The sequence below is a fragment of the Duganella caerulea genome, assembly GCF_040362985.1.
In the GTDB taxonomy this organism is placed as follows: Bacteria; Pseudomonadota; Gammaproteobacteria; order Burkholderiales; family Burkholderiaceae_D; genus Rugamonas; species Rugamonas vulcania.
Genome location: NZ_BPWJ01000001.1, coordinates 186,208 through 205,224, shown reverse-complemented (window position 1 = coordinate 205,224; position 19,017 = coordinate 186,208). Strand labels below are relative to the sequence as shown.

Genomic DNA, 19,017 nt, shown 5'->3' with positions numbered 1-19,017 from the left:
CAGACTTGACCCCAAGTTGCTTAGAAGTGATATTCGGCGCGTATCATCGGCGTCTTGGCGATGTTGCCCTGGCCGCCGGTGGTGGCCGAGGTGTTGCCGAACTTGTTGCGCCAGTATTGGTATTCGACGCCGATGCGGAAGGTGTTCTTGGCATGCCCCATCGCGGCGCCGGCGTCAAACATCAGCTGCATGTCGATATTGGTCTCGGCGCCGGTATCGTTGCCCACTTCGTCCTTGCCCTTGGCCGCGATGAAGTTGGCAAAGCCTTCGAAGGCCCACAGCGAACCCACCGGGATCCCCCATTCCGACGACAACATCGCATGCGTCTTGTAGGTATAGCGTCCAGTCACGGTGGAGATCGGCGGGAAGGCGCCGCTCGGCGCGTTGCTCTCGTTGAGCAGGAACAGGCTGGTGTTGAAGTGCCCCGCCGGCACGTCCCACATAAAAGTCGGCCCCAGCACGAACATGCGCTTGCGCGAGTTGTAGCCCACATCGTTCTTGGTGTTGACGTCGAACCCACCGGTGATGCCCAGCCCGCGCACCGGACCGAACTTGTATTCGCGACCAGTCACCTTGCTCAGGTCCACCGTATTGCGGTACAGAATGTACGCTTCGTTGGCGCCCGACTTTTGCGTCAGCGAGGCCGGATCGTTTTTGTCCGACATCAAGAAGTCCGCGTTGAAGAAGTTGGTGCCGTACTTGTAGCCGCTGACGTGGGTCAGCGCAAGAATATTCTTCGAGATGTCGTTCGGGTTGAACGGCTCGCGGTAGTCGTTCCCGTAACGCCAGCTGACGGAGGTGTCGCTCCAGTCGGCGGCGTGGGCCGCGCCCATGCCCATCAAGGCGATGCACAACAGCTGAGGGATTTGTCTCGTTTTCATTTTAGTTTTCCGTATTATTTTGGACGCGACCGTCCCCGCCGGCGCCATATGGCGCGCCGGTGAGGATGCAATCGTGTGGGTTAGATCCTCAGCCTGCGCCGAGGTAGACGAACTTGAAGGTGAACACGCAAGCGATCGCCCAGATCACTGGACGCACTTCGCGCACACGGCCGGTCAACAGCTTCAACACCGCGTAGGAGATGAAGCCGAACGCCACGCCAAGCGCGATCGAGTACGTGAACGGCATGGTCAGCGCCGCGATGGCGGCTGGCACGCTTTCGGTGGTGTCGGACCAGTCGATGTCGACCAGTTCGCGCAGCATCAGGCAGGAGACGTACAGCAGCGCAGGCGCCGTGGCGTAGCTTGGCACCACGCCGGCCAGCGGCGAGATGAACAGGCACGCCAGGAACAGCACGCCGACCGCGACGGCGGTCAATCCGGTGCGGCCGCCCGCTTGCACGCCAGCCGCGCTCTCGATGTAGGCCGTGGTGCTGGAAGTACCCAGCAGCGAGCCAGTAAGGATGGCGGTACTGTCGGCCATCAGCGCCTTGTTCAAGCGCTCCATCTTGCCGTTGACGAGCAGGCCGGCGCGGTTGGCCACGCCCATCAGCGTGCCGGTGGCGTCGAACAGTTCGACCAGGAAGAACACCAGCACCACGTTCAGCAGGCCGACCGAGATCGCGCCCATCAGATCAAGCTTGAACAGCGTAGGCGCCAGCGACGGCGGCATGTCGACCACGCCATTGAACTTGTTCCCTGCGATGAAGAAGCTCATCACCGTCACGGCCAGGATGCCGATCAGGATCGCGCCCTTTACCTTCAGGCGGTCCAGCGCGACGATGACGAAGAAGCCGACGATGGCCAGCAGCGTGGGCGCCGAATGCAGGTCGCCTACACGCACCAGCGTCTCAGGGCTGCTGACGACGATGCCTGCGCTCTTCAGCGAGATCAAGCCGAGGAACAGGCCGATGCCGACGGTGATCGCGGTGCGTATCGAGTGCGGAATGCCGTTGACGATCATCTCCCGCAGCTTGAATACACTGACGAACAGGAACAGGCAGCCGGAGATGAACACCGCGCCCAGCGCCATTTGCCAAGGCATGCCCATGCCCTTGACCACCACGTACGCGAAGTACGCGTTCAGCCCCATGCCCGGCGCCATGGCGATCGGATAGTTCGCGTAAAGGCCCATGATCAAACAGCCCAATGCGGCCGCGATACAGGTGGCGACGAAGACCGCGCCCTTGGGCATGCCGGCGTCGCCCAGGATGGAGGGATTGACGAAGATGATGTAAGCCATCGTCAGGAAGGTGGTGAGACCCGCGACCAATTCGGTGCGCACATCGGTCCCATTTTCTTTCAGCTTGAAGTACTTCTCTAGAATTAACATAACGTCTCCGTGTTCTATTTTTAACTGCTTCTTGTGTCATCCGCCGATTAAACATGGGAACAATCGGCTTAGACCTTATCTCAGGGGCCACTGTGTGTAATTGGTCTGGTGGCATACCTGCTATCTGCTATGGCCTATAACAGTCGGGACGCGCCGTATTTTTTACGGCGTAGCCCCTTGCTTACCCTCCTATGCTTTACATGCCGCCGGGTTTAAACGAATTCACCAATCTTCGCGATCACCGCCTCGCGCACCGAGCCGCTCACAATGAAGGAGCGCGCTACTTCGAGGTCGTTGTGCAGCCAGCGGTCGCCGTCGAGGCACGCGGGGATCTGGCTGCGCACCGATTCATAGGCCGCCTGCGTGCCCTTGCCGAGCACAAAACCGGGCAGCAGGTTTTCTGTCATCGTCAGCGCCTGGGAGGCCAATAACATTTCTACGCCCACAATGTATTGTGTGTTCGATACCACAGTGGCGGCCTTGCGCGCGCACCAGGTGGAGTTGGAGACGTGGTCCTCGCTGTTGCCCTTGGCGGGAATCGAGTCCACGCTGCCCGGCATGCACAGCGTGCGGTTCTCCATCACCAGTGAACTGAGCGAGCATTGCATCACCGGATAGCCGGTGTTCACGCCACGCACGCCGGACATCAGGTTGCGCGGCAGGCCCCACGACAGCGTAGGATCGATGAGGCGCGCCACGCGGCGTTCAACGATGCTGCCCAGGTCCGCGACAGCCATCGCCAGCAGGTCCATCGCCTGCGCCAGGTATTGGCCGTGGAAGTTACCGCCCGAGATAATCTCGAAGCCGCCGCCGTCCTTGCCGAAGATGAGCGGGTTGTCGGTGGCCGAATTCACTTCCTTATCGAGGATGGTGTCGATGTAGTCCAGCGCATCGAACACCGGGCCATACACCTGCGGCGCGCAGCGCAGCGAGTACACGTCCTGGATACGGGCGGTGTACGGGATGTCGGTGCGGCGCAGCTCTTCCGGGAACTGCACGGCACGCGCCTCGTGCGTGGTGCGGGTGGAGCCGTCCAGCAAATCGCGGATGATGGCGGCGGTCTTGATCTGGCCAGCGTGCGGGCGCGCTTCGTGGATGCGCGGATCAAAGGCCGACATCTCGGCCCGCATCGCCTCCAGCGTCAGTCCCAGCGACAGGCAGGCGTCCGACAGCATGTTGCGCGCATCGGCGGCGGCCAGCAGCGCCACCGCCAGCGACACGGTACAGCCGTTAATCAGCGCCGAAGCATCCTTGGCCTTCAGCTCAAACACGACCGGGCCGACGTTGGATGCGCGAATCGCGTCCGGCGCCGACATGCGCTGGCCCTTGTACATCACCTCCGCCTCTTCGAAGCCGGCGATGGCGGCGGCCAGGTAAGCCAGCGGCGCCAGGTCGCCCGAGGCGCCGACTGAACCCTTCTGCGGCATGATCGGATGAATGCCGGCATTGACGAAGGCCAGCAGGCGGTCAACCACCTCCACGCGCGGCGCGGAGTAGTTACTGGCGAAGGCATTGGCGCGCAACAGCATGGTGGCGCGGCTGACCTCCTCGGAGAACGGCTCGCCCATGCCGCAGGCGTGGGCCTTGATCAGCTGCGTCTGGAACAGCACGATGTCCTGCACCTTGACGCGGGTGTCCTTCAGCATGCCGACGCCGGTATTAAAGCTGTACATCATCGGCGCTTCGTCGTGCATCCAGGTCGACTCGATGTAGTCGCGGCTTTCCTTCAACGCGGCGCGCGACGATGCGGCGAGGTTCACTTCAATTGTGTGGTCGCGGGCGACGGCGACAACTTGCGCGGCGGTGAGGTTGAAACCGTTGATGGTAGTGGTGGTCATAATCGTTATCTCTCAGTTGGCGCCGGCGGCGAACCACGCGCCGATTTCGGAGCGTTCTTCTGGCGTGATGTTGGTCATATTCCCGATCGGCATAGCCTTCAGCACGACGGCCTGCTGGTTGATCTTGGCGGCGTTCTGGTGAATCAGCTCCGGCGTGTGCAGCATGATGCCGGCGGGCGCGGTGGCGAAGCCGGGCTGCGTGGGCTGGGCCGCATGGCAGCTGACGCAGCGCTGGTTGACGATGGCCTGCACACGGTTGAAGTCAGGGGCCGCAACGCCAGCATGCGCCGCATCGGCCACTCCGCTGGCAGCCGCAGGCAATGGCGCCGCAGCGGGACGCGGGGCAATCACCACAGCGACAGCAGCGAGGATCGCCACGCCGGCCGCAGGGAACTGCCACGCGGTCTTGCCATGATGGCGCAGGTTGAAGAAGTGGCGAATCAGCACACCAGCCGCGATGATCGCGCCCAGCAGCGCCCAGCTGTACGCATGGCTGTAGGTCATCGCATAGTGGTTGCTGATCATGATGAGCAGCACCGGCAGCGTGAAGTAGTTGTTATGGACGGAGCGCTGCTTGGCCTTCTTGCCGTGGATAGGATCGGGCGACTTACCCTGCTCCATCGCCTCCACCAGCTTGCGCTGGCCCGGAATGATCAGCATCAGCACATTCCCGACCATCATGGTGCCGATCATGGCGCCGACGTGGATGTAGGCGGCGCGGCCGCTCAGGAATTTGGTCAGCACATAGGCCATGGCGACGATGAACACAAACATGACCACGCCCAGCAGGCCATCCTTCTTGCCCAGCGGCGAACGGCACAAGGCATCGTAGAACAGCCAGCCCACCAGTAGCGAACCCAGACCCACGCCGATCGCCTGCAACTGCGTCAGGTCCGCGACCGACTTATCGATCATCATCGCCGAAGCGTTGAAGTAGTAGACGATGAACAGCAGCGAGAAGCCGGAGATCCAGGTGGCGTAGGCTTCCCATTTAAACCAGTGCAGGTCCGACGGCAGCTCGGCCGGCGAAACCAGGTACTTCTGCGGGTTGTAGAAACCGCCGCCATGCACGGCCCACAATTCGCCGGAGACGCCCTTCTTCGCAAGGTCGGAGCCGGGCTTCGGCGGGCGTATGCTGTTGTCCAGCCAGACGAAGTAGAAGGACGCGCCGATCCACGCTATCCCCGTGATGAGATGCAGCCAGCGCACCAATAGATTGAGCCAGTCCACGCCGTAAGCGAGCAATTCCATGTTGTCTCCATGTTTGGATTTAGCTCGTCTGCCACCGCGGGCGCTCCAGACGAATGGGATGATTTCCCTTTTTGGCCGCGAACTGTTGAAAGCTCCGCTGCGACCGATTGAAAACCACGCGCAGAACACGCATGGTGTGGAACGAACGATAAAACTAATTCTGGCTTTTCGTATGGCAGTAGCCGTATATTAAAAATAGGCTCACCGTTATAGATCGATCACCATGGCACAACTTCCCGACCATTTAGACCTGCACCTGATACGCATCCTTTACATGCTCCTCTGCGAGAAGAACGTTTCGCGCGTGGCGATGAAACTGGATCAAACGCAGCCCTCCATCTCGGCCTCGCTGCAGAAACTGCGTGAGCTCACGGGCGATCCGCTGCTGGTGCGCGGCGGCCGTGGCATGGTGCCGACGCAGCACGGCGAAAGCTTGAAGGAGCCGGCAAAGCGCATCCTCGACGAGGTGGGACAGCTGTTCCTACACAAGACGCCCTTCGCCTCGAAGGAGGAGAGCCGCACCTTCCGCATCGGCGCGCCGGACTACCTCGATATTCAATTCCTGCCGAACGTTGTGGCGCGTTTGCGACGCGAATCTCCCAAGAGCCGCGTCATCATCCACAGCCTGGGCGCAGAAGTGGACGCGATCCGCATGCTGTCCGACGGCGATCTTGATCTGCTGATCGGGAACTGGGAGCAGCCGCCGGAGCACCTGTACCTGTCGCGGCTCTTCGAAGACCCGATCATCTGCGCCATGCGCGCCGACGCGCCCTACGCCAAGCGCACCGGCGCCAATGACATGACGTTGGACGATTATCTGAGCCTGCCCCACGTGGCGCCCTCGCCCACGCTGCCCGGCTTCCACGGCGTGATCGACAGCTTCCTCGCACAGCAAGGCTACCAGCGCAACGTGGTCGTGGAGTCGGCGTATTTCAGCCTGATCCCCTACATGCTGACGCAGACCGACATGGTGCTCACCACAGGGCGGCAGTACCTGCGCTTCTACGAACGAAACCTGCCGATCAAGACCTTCACCGTGCCGGTGCGCTTCCCGACGATGCGCTTCTACCAGCTGTGGCACGAGCGCGTACACCAGGCGCCGGAACACAAATGGCTGCGCGACCAGGTCACGCAGGCCGCGCAAGCCCTCACCGCAAAGTGAACCTCCGTGGGCGTGGCACGCCCACAACACTCCCCATAAGCCCGGGCTGAATGCGGTTATGGCTCCGGGCGTATATAACAGCCTCCCCTGCCATATATCATTCCTCTTATACCAAGAGGAGACGGGCGACTGCCTGCACAACAATGACAATCACACTAGATCACCTGAACCGCTGCGGCGCCGAAGAGTTCACGCAGCTGCTGCATGGCCTCTATGAACACTCGCCATGGATACCGGAGCGCGCCGCCGCGCAGCGCCCGTTCGCGACCATCGCCGCGCTCAAACAATCGCTGCAAGGCGTGGTGCGGAAAGCTACCGAAGAAGAGCAACTGGGCCTGGTCCGTGCCCACCCTGAACTGGCCGGCAAGGCGGCACTCGCCGGCGAACTGACCGCCGAATCCACCGGTGAACAGGCGCAGGCCGGCCTGACCCACTGCTCCGCAGACGAACTGGCGACGCTGCACAAACTGAACGCCGACTACAACGCCAAATTCGGCTTCCCCTTCATCCTGGCCGTCAAAGGCCCGACCGGCAGCGGCCTGTCGCGCCAGGAGATCATCGCCGCCTTCAGCCGCCGCCTACGCTCGCAACGTGACGACGAACTGGCCGAATGCCTGCGCCAGATCGGCCGCATCGCCGAGATGCGCCTCAACCAGCTGCTGCAAGTGGAGCTGCAGTTCGGCGCCACCATCATGGAATGGTCGGAAGTGATCGGCGCGTGGAGCGACGACGCGGACAACCTCACCTGCGCCTACATGACCGATGCCCACCGCAAGACCGCAGCCCAGCTGGCGGCGTGGATGAAGGAAGCCGGCATGGAAGTGGCCATCGACCCGGTCGGCAACGTCGTCGGCCGCTACAAGTCGGACAAGCCGGGCGCCAAGGCGCTGCTGACCGGCTCCCACTACGACACCGTCCGCAACGGCGGCAAGTACGATGGCCGCGAAGGCATCCTGCTGCCCATCGCCGTGGTCAAGCACCTGAATGAGCGCGGCGAACGCCTGCCCTTCGACCTGGAGATCATCGGCTTCTCGGAAGAGGAAGGCGTGCGCTATCAAAGCACCTTCCTCGGCTCGAACGCCGTCATCGGTCAGTTCGACATGGCGCTGCTGGACAAGGCCGACGCCCAGGGCATCACCATGCGCGAAGCGCTGACCGCCGCCGGTCACGATGTCAGCAAGATCGCCTCGGTCGCCCGCAGGCCGGATGACGTGCTGGCGTTCGTCGAAGTCCATATCGAACAAGGCCCGGTATTGCTGGGCAAAGGCCTACCGACCGGCGTCGTCACCTCCATCGCCGGCAGCTGCCGCTACCAGGTCGAGCTGACCGGCTTGGCCAGCCACGCCGGCACTACGCCGATGATCATGCGTAAGGACGCCGCCGCAGCCGCCGCAGAAATCGTGCTGTACGTGGAGGACCGCTGCGGGCGCGAACGTTCGCTGGTTGGCACCGTCGGCCAGCTGCAAGTGCCGGATGGATCGGTCAACGTGATCCCCGGCGCCTGCAAGCTGTCGCTGGACATCCGCGCCGCCGACGACGCCACGCGGGACGCCGCTGTCACCGATATCCTGAATCAGGCCGAAGCAGTCTGCGCGCGCCGCCAGATCGGCCTCAAGATCACCAAGATCATGCAAGCTCCCGCCGCACCATGCGCGCCGTGGCTGGTGAAGCAGCTGGCCGCCGCCACCGAACGCGCCGGCATCGAAGTATTCGAGCTGCCCTCCGGCGCCGGCCACGACGCGATGGCGCTGGCCCGCATGACCGATGTCGCCATGCTGTTCACCCGCTGCGGCAACGGCGGCATCAGCCACAACCCGCTGGAAACCATGACGGCGGACGACGCCGAAGTATCGGCACAGATCTTCCTGGACTTCCTGCGCCAGTTCCAAACCAAGTAATCGCGGAGCAATCATGTCTGAACCTATTCGATTCTTCTATCGCGGCGAAGTCCGCTCCGTTGACGGCGGCGCCCCGACCCGCACCCTGCTCCAGCACCTGCGCGAGGACCTGCACTGCACCGGCACCAAGGAAGGCTGCGCCGAAGGCGATTGCGGCGCCTGCACCGTGGTGGTGGCGGAGCTGCAGCCGGACGGCGAAGTGGCCATGAAGTCGGTCAACTCCTGCATCCAGTTCGTGCCCACGCTGGACGGCAAGGCGGTCTTCACCATCGAAGACCTGAAGCAGGCCGACGGAAAAATGCATCCGGTGCAGGAAGCGCTGGTCGAATGCCACGGCTCGCAATGCGGCTTCTGTACGCCGGGCTTCGCCATGTCGCTGTGGAGCCTCTACCTCAAACAGGAGGGGCAAACCACGCCGCCATGCCGCAAGACGGTGGACGAAACCCTGTCCGGTAACCTGTGCCGCTGCACCGGCTACCGCCCCATCATCGACGCGGCACGCCGCATGGGCGAGCTGCCGCACGTGAGCTTCGACCGCGAGGCGCTGAAAGCCACGCTGCAATCCATCCAGCGAACCGAAATGTACAGCTACACCCACGACGGCCAAACCTTCCACGCCCCGCGCACGCTGGCCGAGCTGGCCGCACTGCGGGCCGCCAAGCCCACCGCCACCATCGTCGCCGGCTCCACCGACGTCGGCCTGTGGGTGACCAAGCAAATGCGCAACCTGGGCGATATGATCTACGTGCGCCAGGTGCAGGAGCTGTATCGCATGGAAGAGGAAGACGGCATGCTGTACATCGGCGCCGCCGTCTCCCTCAACGACGCCTACGAGGCGGTCTGCAAGCATTACAAGGAACAGCTGCACGAAATGTGGCAGCGCTTCGCTTCGCAGCCGATCCGCAATACCGGCACGCTGGGCGGCAGCGTCGCCAACGGCTCGCCGATCGGCGACTCAGCGCCTTGGATGATCGCGCTGGGCGCGGAAATCGTCATCCGCAGCGATAAGGGCCAGCGCTCCATGCTGCTGGAGAAGTTCTACCTCGATTACATGAAGAAGGACTGGCAACCGGGCGAATTCGTCGAAGCCGTACGCATCCCGCTGCCGCGCAAGGACATCCACTTCCGCACCTACAAACTGGCCAAGCGCTACGACCAGGACATCTCCGCCGTCTGCGCGGCCTTCGCCTTCACCCTGAAGGACGGCGTGGTCAGCGACGCCCACATCGCCTACGGCGGCATGGCAGCAACCTCCCGCCGCGCACCGCTGGCCGAAGCCGCCGTCAACGGCAAGCGCTGGGACGAGGCCACGCTCAAGCTGGCGACGGCCGAACTGGCGAAGGACTACACACCGCTGAGCGACATGCGCGCCACCGCCAGCTACCGCATGAAAACCGCGCAGAACCTGCTGCGCCGCTACTGGCTGGAGACGAATCCCGATACCGCCCAGCCGCTGCAATCGATCAACGCATTCCACTACGCAGAGGGAGCCGTAACAGCATGAACAGCAAATCGGAACCATTCCTGACGCAGGCCGTCCCCATGGCGTGGGCGGAAGTCGGCAAGCCGCATCCGCACGAATCGGCGGTGCTGCACGTGCTGGGTGAAGCCACCTACACCGACGACATCCCAGAAGCCGCCGGCACGCTGCACGCGGCGCTGGGCATCTCGTCCAAGGCGCACGCCAATATCTTGTCGATGAACTTCGACGCCGTCAAAGCCACGCCCGGCGTGGTGGCCGTGTACACCCACAAGGACATCCCCGGCACCAACGACTGCGGCCCTATCATCCACGACGATCCTATCCTCTCGGAAGGCCTGGTCGAATACGTCGGCCAACCGATCTTCATCGTGGTGGCGGACTCGCACGACAATGCCCGCCGCGCAGTCAAAAAGGCCGTCATCGAATACGAAGAGCTGCCCGCCATCCTGACGCCGCAAGCCGCGCGTGACGCCAAGTCCTTCGTCGTGCCGCCCATGCACCTGGCGCGCGGCGATGCGCAGGCCGCGTTCGAACGCTCCAAGCACAAACTGAAAGGCTCGCTGCACGTCGGCGGCCAGGAGCAGTTCTACCTGGAAGGCCAGATTTCCTACGCCATTCCAAAAGAAGGCAAGGGAATGCTGATCCACTGCTCCACCCAGCACCCGACCGAAATGCAGCACGTGGTCGCCCATGCCCTGCACCGCCATTCGCACGACATCGTGGTCGAGTGCCGCCGCATGGGTGGTGGCTTCGGTGGTAAGGAATCGCAGTCCGCGCTGTGGGCCGCCTGCGCCGCCATCTCGGCCGCGCACCTGCGCCGCCCGGTAAAGCTGCGCGCCGACCGTGACGACGACATGATGGTTACCGGTAAACGCCACTGCTTCTACTATGAATACGAGATGGGCTACGGCGACGACGGCCGGATCGTCGCCGCCAAGGTGGAGATGGTTACGCGCGCCGGCTTCTCGGCCGACCTGTCGGCGCCGGTCGCCACGCGCGCCGTCTGCCACTTCGACAACGCCTACTATCTCGGCGACGTCGATATCCGCGCCATGGCCGGCAAGACCAACACGCAGTCCAACACCGCGTTCCGTGGCTTCGGCGGCCCACAAGGCGCCATCGCCATCGAATACATCGTCGACGAAATCGCCCGCAATCTCGGCATGGACTCGCTGGACGTCCGCAAGATTAACTTCTACGGCCGCAACGACGAGGAAGGCCGCAACGTCACCCAGTACAACCAGAAAGTGGTCGACAACGTCATCCACGAACTGGTAGCGCAGCTGGAGGACGAAAGCGGCTACCGCCAGCGCCGCGAAGAGATCAACGCCTTCAATGCGCAGAGCAAGGTGCTCAAACGCGGCCTGGCGCTTACGCCGGTCAAATTCGGCATCGCCTTCAACGTCACGCACTTCAACCAGGCCGGTGCGCTGGTGCATGTGTACACGGATGGCTCGGTGCTGGTCAACCACGGCGGCACCGAAATGGGCCAGGGTATCAACACCAAGGTATGCCAGGTGGTGGCGCATGAACTGGGCATCGACCTCGCCATGGTGCGCGCCAGCGCGACCGACACCAGCAAAGTCGCCAACACCTCGGCCACCGCCGCATCCACCGGCGCGGACCTGAACGGCAAGGCGGCGCAGGACGCGGCCAACACCATCCGCTCGCGCCTGGCCGAATTCGCCGCCAAACGCCACGACGGCGATCCCGCCACGGTGCGCTTCGAGGGGAACTTCGTCCACGTCGGCGAGATCGCGATTCCGTTCGCGGAGCTGGTGCAGAAGGCTTACATGGCGCGCATCCAGCTGTGGTCCGACGGCTTCTACGCCACGCCTGGCCTGCACTGGGATCCGAAGACAATGAGCGGCAATCCGTTCTCGTACTACGCCTACGGCGCCTCGGTGTCGGAAGTCGTGGTCGATACGCTGACCGGCGAATGGAAGCTGCTGAAGGCCGACGCTCTGTACGACGCCGGCAATTCGCTGAACCCCGCCATTGATGTCGGCCAAGTCGAAGGCGCCTTCATACAGGGCATGGGCTGGCTGACCACCGAAGAACTGTGGTGGAACGCAGCCGGCAAGCTGATGACACATGCGCCGTCCACCTACAAAATCCCCGGCGTATCGGACTGCCCGGAGAACTTCAACGTTCGCCTGTTCAAGAACCGCAACGTCGCGGACAGCATCCACCGCTCCAAGGCGGTTGGCGAGCCGCCGCTACTGCTGCCGTTCTCGGTATTCCTGGCGATCCGCGACGCCTGCTCCAGCGTCGGCGATCATCGCTACAACCCGCCGCTGCGCGCACCGGCAACCAGCGAGGCTATCCTCGATGCGATCAGCGCAGTGCAAGCGGCAGCGGAAGCGGCGAGTTAAACATGTCCATGCCTCTTAACCTCAACGCGCTGACGGCGGCGGCCAGCAAGGCGGTGCCACGTGTACTGGTCACCGTCGCGCAGGTAGCCGGCTCCGCGCCGCGCGAACCTGGCGCCAAGATGCTGATCACCCAGTATCACGCCTTCGATACGATCGGCGGCGGCCACCTCGAAATGGTCGCCACCGACATCGCCCGCGAGATGCTGTCCATGCCGGCCGGCGAGCTGCGTGCCGAGCGCCGGCTGGAGCGTTTTCCACTGGGCCCCAGCCTGGGCCAATGCTGCGGCGGCGTGGTCCATCTGGCGTTCGAGCGCATCATGCCGGAAGCCGGCGAGCATTTCGGCTCGCTGGCACGCCGCTGGCGTGAAGGCCAGGACAGCTGGCGCCTGGTGCCGCTGGACAGCGTGGAGCCAGCCAGCAGCTACGACGCGACGGGCGCGCACCTGAGCGGCCCCGGCCCCGCCACATTGCCCCGTCCCGGCCCCGGCATCGACTGCAAGGTGCGCATCGACGATCACGGCAAGCGCTGGCTGATCGACTCCTGCCTGCCTTATCGTCAACGCCTGTACCTGTTCGGCGCCGGCCATGTGGGCGCGGCCATCGTACGCGCGCTGGCGGAGCTGCCATGCCAGGTGGTGTGGATCGACGAGCGTGAAGACATGTTCCCCTCCGTCCTGCCGGCCAACGTCCGCGTCGAAGCGACCGACACGCCGGAAGCGGTGGTGGAAGAAGCGCCGCCCGGCGCCTCCTTCCTGGTGCTGACGCACAGCCACGCGTTGGACCAGCAGCTGTCCGAACACATACTGCGCCGCACCGACTTCACCTGGTTCGGCTTGATCGGCTCCGAGACCAAGCGCGTCTCCTTCGAGCGCCGCCTGCAGGAACGCGGCATTCCGGCGGCGCGCATGGGGGACATGACCTGCCCTATCGGCCTGCCCGGCATCCACGACAAGGCGCCGGCGGTGATCGCCGTCTCGGTCGCGGCGCAGCTGATGCAGGTCTGGGAAGCCGCCGCGCTCTCCGCTCCGGCGGAAAACGGTGCTAAAATGAGCGCATCCGCACCTGCCGTCTTATCGGAATCGCAAACCGTATGTATCAATTGATGTCCTTCCAACTGCCTGCAAGCCGGGCGTTCTCACTCTCCGGCAGCGCCGGGGCGGGAGCGCGCTATCGTCATCTAGAGCGCGCACCTCACTAATCTAGCCACCGCGCTAGCAGTAACCCCAAACGCATAGACCGGTGTGGCGCCAAGCGCCCGCCTTCATCGCCGACGACCATGTCAGTCGCGCCGCATCACCGCGCGCGTCAACTGGCGTCCGCACTACGGAACAAGGAATCAATATCATGGCAAGCATCATCACTCCGAGCGGCACTTTCCAGGCTTACCGCGCCAGCCTTCTGCACTTCAGCGACGACCCGGCCTTCGCCGCCAACGCCTGCTCCTGGCACGAGGACGGCCTGTTGATCGTCAACGACGGCAAGGTCCACCTGGCGGGCGATTTCAGCCAGCTGATCGCCTTCCTTCCGCAAGGGACACCGCTGCACGACTACCGCGGCAAGATCATCATGCCCGGCTTTATCGACACGCACGTCCACTATCCGCAGACCGACATGATCGCCTCGCCGGCGCCCGGCCTGCTGCCATGGTTGGAGAAGTACACCTTCCCCACCGAGCGTAAATTCGCCGATCCCGAACACGCGGCCAACGTCGCCAGCTTCTTCCTCGACGAACTGACACGCTGCGGCACCACCACCGCCATGGTCTACTGCACCGTGCATCCACAATCGGTGGACGCCTTCTTCACCGAAAGCGAAAAGCGCAACCTGCGCATGGCCGCCGGCAAAGTGCTGATGGACCGTAACTGCCCCGACTTCCTGCAAGACACGGCCGAAAGCGGCGCGCGTGAGAGCGAAGCGCTGATCAAGAAGTGGCACAAGCGCGGCCGCCAGCTGTACGCCATCACTCCGCGCTTCGCGCCCACCTCCACCGAAGCCCAGCTGGAACTGGCCGGCGCGCTGGCCAAGGCCTACCCGGACACCTTCCTGCAAACCCACGTCGCCGAGAACACCGACGAAGTGGCCTGGGTCAAATCGCTGTTCCCGCGCGCGCGCAGCTACATGGACGTCTATGATCATTTCGGCATGATGCGTCCACGCTCGATGTACGCGCACTGCATCTGGCTGGACGACACCGACCGCGCCCGCATGGGCGAGACGCAATCGGCCATCTCCATCTGCCCCACTTCCAACCTGTTCCTGGGCAGCGGCCTGTTCGACTTCGAACGTGCCGACGCGAAGCGAGTGCCGCTCTCGCTGGCCACCGACGTAGGCGGCGGCACCTCGTTCTCGATGCTGCAGACGATGAACGAAGCCTACAAGGTGGCCCGCATGGGCGGCACCTACCTGCAGGCGATGCGCATGTTCTACCTGGCCACGCTGGGCGGCGCCCGCGCCATGCAGCTGGAAGGCACGATCGGGAATTTCGTATCGGGCGCGGAGGCGGACTTCATCATCCTCGATCCAAAAGCCACGCCATTGCTGGCCCGCCGCACGGAGCGCACGGACTCGGTCGAAGAACTGCTGTTCGCTATCGCCATGCTGGGCGACGACCGCGCGATCTCCGCCACCTACGCCGCCGGCAAAGCTGTCCACCAGCGTCACAGCTAAGCAATCCCGCGCCGCCCGCGCTCCAAATTCGGTTACGATACGTGGAGCGCAGTCGGCGCTGATTTGCTTACCGAATTATGAAACGAAGATCTCTACTAGGCATGGCCTTGGCGCTCGGTTGTGGCGCCGCACTGGCGCAGACCGGGCCAGCCAGACGGCTGCATGTCGTCACCACGCACCTGCCACCGCTGGTTTTCGAAAACGACAACACGCGTCCCGGCGCCCTGCGTGAGCTGCTCAATGAGCTGTGCAAACGCACGCAGATGGACCTCAAGCTAGAGTTCGTGCCTTGGAAGCGTGCGCTGTTCCTCGCGACTTCGATGCCGGCGACGGCGATTTTTCCCGTCACGCGCCTGCCGGAACGCGAATCCCGCTTCCGCTGGCTGGCGCCCTTGTACGAAGAACACTACATGTTCCTCGCGCCGCGCGGCGGAACGTTCGACCTCCAACACCTGGACGACATGAAGTCCCGCCGCATCGCGCTGCTGCGCGGCGCCGCGCAGACGGCGATACTTCAGGAACTCGGCTACCGGAATATCGTCGAAGGGAATTCGATCGAAGAGATCCACCGCTATCTGCTGGAGGGCATGGCCGATGCGGCCTTCGGCGAACGGAATATCATCCAGAGTTCGCTGAAGAGCCGCTCCGCCCAGCGGGCCTTCGAGGTCAGCGCCCCGGTTCGGACCACCACCGCGTGGCTGGCCGGGTCGCTGGACTTCGACGAAGCCACGGTCCAGGAGTTCCAGCGCGCGAAGGCGGCCATGGATGCCGATGGAACCACACACCGCATCCTGGCCAGGTACAAGCTGGCTTAAATGCTGCCCAAGCCGGACAAGGTTCGCTGCACGGCGACATCGAGCGGCGTGCGCGGTTCGGCACCGAGCATCCGCACCAGACGCTTGTTCGACATCTGAACCGGCTGCTGCCAGAGGTAGCGCATCTCGCGCAGTTCGCGGAATACCGTGACGAACGGCGACGCCAGTGCCAGCAGCCACCATGGGAAAGCGCTTGCCTTCAGCTCCGGCTTGCGCGCGGCACGGGCGATTGCCGCCACCATTTGAGTGCCGTCGGCATCCCAGTGGCCTTCCATCTGGAACCGGGCGAAGGTCGCCAGCTGATCCTCCTTTTCGACCAACTGCACCATCGTCTCGGCGACATCCGGCAGGTAGGCCCACTGGTGGCCGACGCCTGCGCTACCTGGATAGCTGATGCCTGTCACCGGCTTGCCCGGCTTGACCAGACCTTGTGCGAACCAGTTGTTGCCGGCCTTGGGGCCGAAGAAGTCGCCGGCCCGCACAATCAGCGTCCTTACACCGTCGGCCGCCGCAGCCTGCAAGCGCGCTTCCATCTCGACACGGATCGCACCTTTGCGGGTGACCGGCCGTTGTGGCGATTCCTCATCCAGGATCGGGAACGCATCGGGGCCGTAGTTATACACGGTACCAGGCAGCAGGATGCGTGCGCCGCTGGAGCGGGCTGCGGCGATGCTGTTGTCTATCATCGGCAGCACCAGCGCGCCCCAGTTGCGGTAGCCGGGCGGGTTGACGGCGTGGACGATCAGCTGGACGCCGTGTGCGGCATTGACCACCTCATCGCGGTTCATCGCGTCGCCTGCCAGCCATTGGATGCCGTCGTTCGGCTTGGCGGCGCGCTCCGGTGCGCGGTGCAGCGCCTTGACGTTCCATCCGCGAGCCATCAGGAGCCGCGCCACTTCGCCGCCGATTCCGCCCGTTGCGCCCAGTACCAGTGCAGTCTTTTTCATGTTTATCTCCGTTTGGTGAGTTGATGGAGTCAGTGTCGCGCAACCCCAGCTAAAAGAAAATTACCTAAAAGCGCATAGCCGCTATACAATTTCGTATGACTATGAACGAACCAAACTGGGACCTGTACCGCTCCTTCCTCTCCGTGCTGACGGAAGGCTCGCTATCGGGCGCCGCCCGCGCGCTGGGCCTGACCCAGCCGACGATCGGCCGCCATATCGACGCGTTGGAGCAGTCGCTCAAGCTGTCGCTGTTCACGCGTTCGCAATCGGGCTTCATTCCGACCGATGCCGCATACGCGCTGCAGTCATATGCAGAGACGCTGGCGGCCACCTCCTCGGCGCTGCTGCGCGCAGCTTCTGGCCTCGGGCATGGAGAGATCAAGGGAACGGTCAGGGTCACGGCCAGTGAAACCGTCAGCGTGGAGGTGCTGCCGCCGATACTGGCGCGGCTCACGCGCGCGCATCCCGGCATCACCATCGAGCTGGCGACCTCCAACCGCATCGAAAACCTGCTGCGGCGCGACGCCGACATCGCCGTCCGCATGACGCGGCCGGAGCAGGACGTGCTGGTGGCGCGCCGCATCGGCAATATCGATCTGGGGTTCCACGCCAGGCGCGACTACCTGAAGCGCCGGGGAATGCCGCAGACCTGGGACGACATGTCGGGCCACGCCCTCATCGGCATCGACCGCGAGACGGCCTTCACCCGTAGCCTGCAGCATCTGCTGGGTAAGCTGCAAAACCAGTCCTACACGCTGCGCAGCGACAGCGACCTGGTTCACCTGGCCTCGATCCGCGCCGGGCTGGGGATAGGCATCTGCCAGGTCGGCCTGGCGAAGCGCGACGCGCGGCTGGTGCGTGTACTCCCCGACCTGCTGACCATTCCGCTCGATACCTGGCTGGCGATGCACGAAAACCTGCGCAGCAATCCCGCCTGCGCCACCACCTTCGCCGCCCTCGCCGAAGGTTTGACCGAATACGTCAACGGCGGTTAGATCGATCACAACGCCGGTCGTTTTTCTCATGCTAGACTAGGCGTTCCGATGGAGGACAATATGAACCTCACTATTGACTGCGAACAGGAATCCGACGGCCGCTGGCTGGCGGAAATTCCCCAACTGCCCGGCGTGATGGTCTACGCAGAAAGCGCAACCCGAGCCATATCCAAAGTTCAGGCGCTTGCACTGCGTGTAATTGCCGAGCGACTTGAACATGAAGAGATTCAGCCGCTTAATATTAAGATATCGGTTCCAGCAATGGCATGAGCCAGTGGCCCGCTACCAAGGCAAAGCTGGTTTTTTCCGCGTTATTAAAGGTGGGCTGGATACTTAAACGACAGTCCGGGTCTCACAGAGTTCTCATGCGCGCCGGCTGGCCAGACTTTGTCTTTGCGTTCCACGACAGTGAAGAGCTGGGCCCCCGCATTCTCAGTCGAATAGCCAAGCATACCGGCCTAACGCCGCATGATCTCTAAGACGAGTAGCCAAGAGCACTATCCAGATTGTCAGGATGAACGGCAGCGTGAAGTAATGGATGTCAGCGGCGCCCAAGCCGATAGATAGCGTAATGCTGACGCCAGCGGCGGAAAGACGCGAGAGCCAGCGGCATTCGCGGGCGCCGAGAGCCAGCATCACCAGTGTGCTGTTGATGCCCGCTCCGGTCGACTGGGTTTCGATGCATGCGCCAGGCCACAGCTGATTCGCCAACGTAATCGCCAGCCAGGAAAACAGCGCGCCTGATAATCCCCACATGGCCTGATGCCAATGGCGTCGCGCCAGCGCGGCCCATAGCAGCATGCCGAGTGGCGCGCCGCCGATGAATGCCGCCTGTCCCACCGAGCAGAAAAGATAGCTGACGACTGTCGTGCCACAACCGCCCGGCGCAGGCATCGATTCCTGCAGACCGACACTTTGGGCAGCCGCACCGGCCAGCCACATCGTCAGCACAAACGGAAGCGTCAACGGCGGAATGCGGGCGCGTTCGGCGGCGCAGGTCAGCGCCGCCGTCAACGCACCAGCGCCGGCGACCATCAGCAGCAACGGGCCGTCCAGCTGGTAGACGGCGCACAGGCCCACGCCAGCAAGCGCGCCATTAAAACCGTATAAACCGTTATGCCGGCGCTCTTCCGGGAGCTTGAACGCCCGTGCCGCAAGCGACGCGCAGGCGACGCCCAACACGCATCCGAGTGCCAGCGGTGGCCCGCTCAGGAACAGGCAAAGCAGCAGCACCGCGCCAAAGACCGGCGAATTCTGGAAGTAGATCTGTCCGACCGCCGTCAACCGGCGTTGCAGCACCATTGGCACCGCAACG

Annotated in this window: 16 protein-coding genes; 10 read left to right on the top strand and 6 right to left on the bottom strand. The window is 63.5% G+C overall.

Annotated features, from left to right (window positions below):
- Positions 1-20: 20 nt before the first annotated feature.
- The 4 genes from ACUJB0_RS00880 to ACUJB0_RS00865 all read right to left on the bottom strand — a co-directional run bounded on the left by ACUJB0_RS00880 (position 21) and on the right by ACUJB0_RS00865 (position 5,360).
- Entirely contained in the window at positions 21-881 is an 861-nt protein-coding gene (locus tag ACUJB0_RS00880) for an outer envelope protein (RefSeq protein WP_444843539.1), read from the bottom strand.
- An 88-nt stretch (positions 882-969) separates the two neighbouring features.
- Positions 970-2,271 (bottom strand): NCS2 family permease, encoded by a 1,302-nt coding sequence (locus ACUJB0_RS00875; RefSeq protein ID WP_444843538.1) that lies wholly within the window; start codon positions 2,269-2,271, stop codon positions 970-972.
- Between the two features lie 212 nt (positions 2,272-2,483).
- Complete coding sequence (locus tag ACUJB0_RS00870; protein ID WP_444843537.1) at positions 2,484-4,109, bottom strand: HAL/PAL/TAL family ammonia-lyase; 1,626 nt, start codon at positions 4,107-4,109, stop codon at positions 2,484-2,486.
- 12 nt (positions 4,110-4,121) lie between these two features.
- Positions 4,122-5,360: a urate hydroxylase PuuD gene (locus ACUJB0_RS00865; protein ID WP_444843536.1), complete on the bottom strand. Its 1,239-nt coding sequence runs from the start codon at positions 5,358-5,360 to the stop codon at positions 4,122-4,124.
- Between the two features lie 223 nt (positions 5,361-5,583).
- On the opposite strand from ACUJB0_RS00865, the gene ACUJB0_RS00860 reads away from it, so the two are divergent.
- From ACUJB0_RS00860 to ACUJB0_RS00830, 7 genes are all read left to right on the top strand, one after another.
- Positions 5,584-6,522 (top strand): LysR family transcriptional regulator, encoded by a 939-nt coding sequence (locus ACUJB0_RS00860; RefSeq protein WP_117015057.1) that lies wholly within the window; start codon positions 5,584-5,586, stop codon positions 6,520-6,522.
- Between the two features lie 143 nt (positions 6,523-6,665).
- The gene (locus ACUJB0_RS00855; protein WP_444843535.1) at positions 6,666-8,420 is read left to right on the top strand and encodes an allantoate amidohydrolase; all 1,755 of its coding nucleotides are present in this window, start codon (positions 6,666-6,668) and stop codon (positions 8,418-8,420) included.
- A 13-nt stretch (positions 8,421-8,433) separates the two neighbouring features.
- On the top strand, positions 8,434-9,924 hold the full coding sequence (gene xdhA / locus ACUJB0_RS00850) for a xanthine dehydrogenase small subunit (RefSeq protein ID WP_444843534.1): 1,491 nt from the start codon (positions 8,434-8,436) through the stop codon (positions 9,922-9,924).
- A complete protein-coding gene (gene xdhB, locus ACUJB0_RS00845; RefSeq protein WP_444843533.1) occupies positions 9,921-12,278 on the top strand; it encodes a xanthine dehydrogenase molybdopterin binding subunit in 2,358 nt (785 codons plus the stop codon). Before xdhA ends, xdhB begins: the two co-directional genes overlap by 4 nt.
- 2 nt (positions 12,279-12,280) lie before the next feature.
- On the top strand, positions 12,281-13,381 hold the full coding sequence (xdhC, locus tag ACUJB0_RS00840) for a xanthine dehydrogenase accessory protein XdhC (RefSeq protein WP_444843532.1): 1,101 nt from the start codon (positions 12,281-12,283) through the stop codon (positions 13,379-13,381).
- A 241-nt stretch (positions 13,382-13,622) separates the two neighbouring features.
- The gene (guaD, locus tag ACUJB0_RS00835; RefSeq protein ID WP_444843531.1) at positions 13,623-14,945 is read left to right on the top strand and encodes a guanine deaminase; all 1,323 of its coding nucleotides are present in this window, start codon (positions 13,623-13,625) and stop codon (positions 14,943-14,945) included.
- Between the two features lie 101 nt (positions 14,946-15,046).
- On the top strand, positions 15,047-15,760 hold the full coding sequence (locus tag ACUJB0_RS00830; RefSeq protein ID WP_444843530.1) for a substrate-binding periplasmic protein: 714 nt from the start codon (positions 15,047-15,049) through the stop codon (positions 15,758-15,760).
- Here the strand turns inward: ACUJB0_RS00830 and ACUJB0_RS00825 are convergent.
- Positions 15,757-16,707, bottom strand: a complete 951-nt coding sequence (locus tag ACUJB0_RS00825; protein ID WP_444843529.1) for an NAD-dependent epimerase/dehydratase family protein — start codon at positions 16,705-16,707, stop codon at positions 15,757-15,759. The genes ACUJB0_RS00830 and ACUJB0_RS00825 overlap by 4 nt on opposite strands.
- Positions 16,708-16,802: 95 nt before the next feature.
- Here ACUJB0_RS00825 and ACUJB0_RS00820 point away from each other — a divergent pair, with 95 nt between their 5' ends.
- From ACUJB0_RS00820 to ACUJB0_RS00810, 3 genes are read left to right on the top strand one after another with little or no spacing between them, the layout of a single operon-like run.
- Positions 16,803-17,702, top strand: a complete 900-nt coding sequence (locus ACUJB0_RS00820) for a LysR family transcriptional regulator (RefSeq protein ID WP_444843528.1) — start codon at positions 16,803-16,805, stop codon at positions 17,700-17,702.
- Positions 17,703-17,762: 60 nt separating this feature from the next.
- The gene (locus tag ACUJB0_RS00815; protein WP_444843527.1) at positions 17,763-17,972 is read left to right on the top strand and encodes a type II toxin-antitoxin system HicB family antitoxin; all 210 of its coding nucleotides are present in this window, start codon (positions 17,763-17,765) and stop codon (positions 17,970-17,972) included.
- Positions 17,969-18,181, top strand: a complete 213-nt coding sequence (locus ACUJB0_RS00810; protein ID WP_444843526.1) for a type II toxin-antitoxin system HicA family toxin — start codon at positions 17,969-17,971, stop codon at positions 18,179-18,181. Before ACUJB0_RS00815 ends, ACUJB0_RS00810 begins: the two co-directional genes overlap by 4 nt.
- Here ACUJB0_RS00810 and ACUJB0_RS00805 read toward each other — a convergent pair.
- On the bottom strand, positions 18,135-19,004 hold the full coding sequence (locus tag ACUJB0_RS00805; protein WP_444843525.1) for an urea transporter: 870 nt from the start codon (positions 19,002-19,004) through the stop codon (positions 18,135-18,137). The genes ACUJB0_RS00810 and ACUJB0_RS00805 overlap by 47 nt on opposite strands.
- Positions 19,005-19,017: the final 13 nt, after the last annotated feature.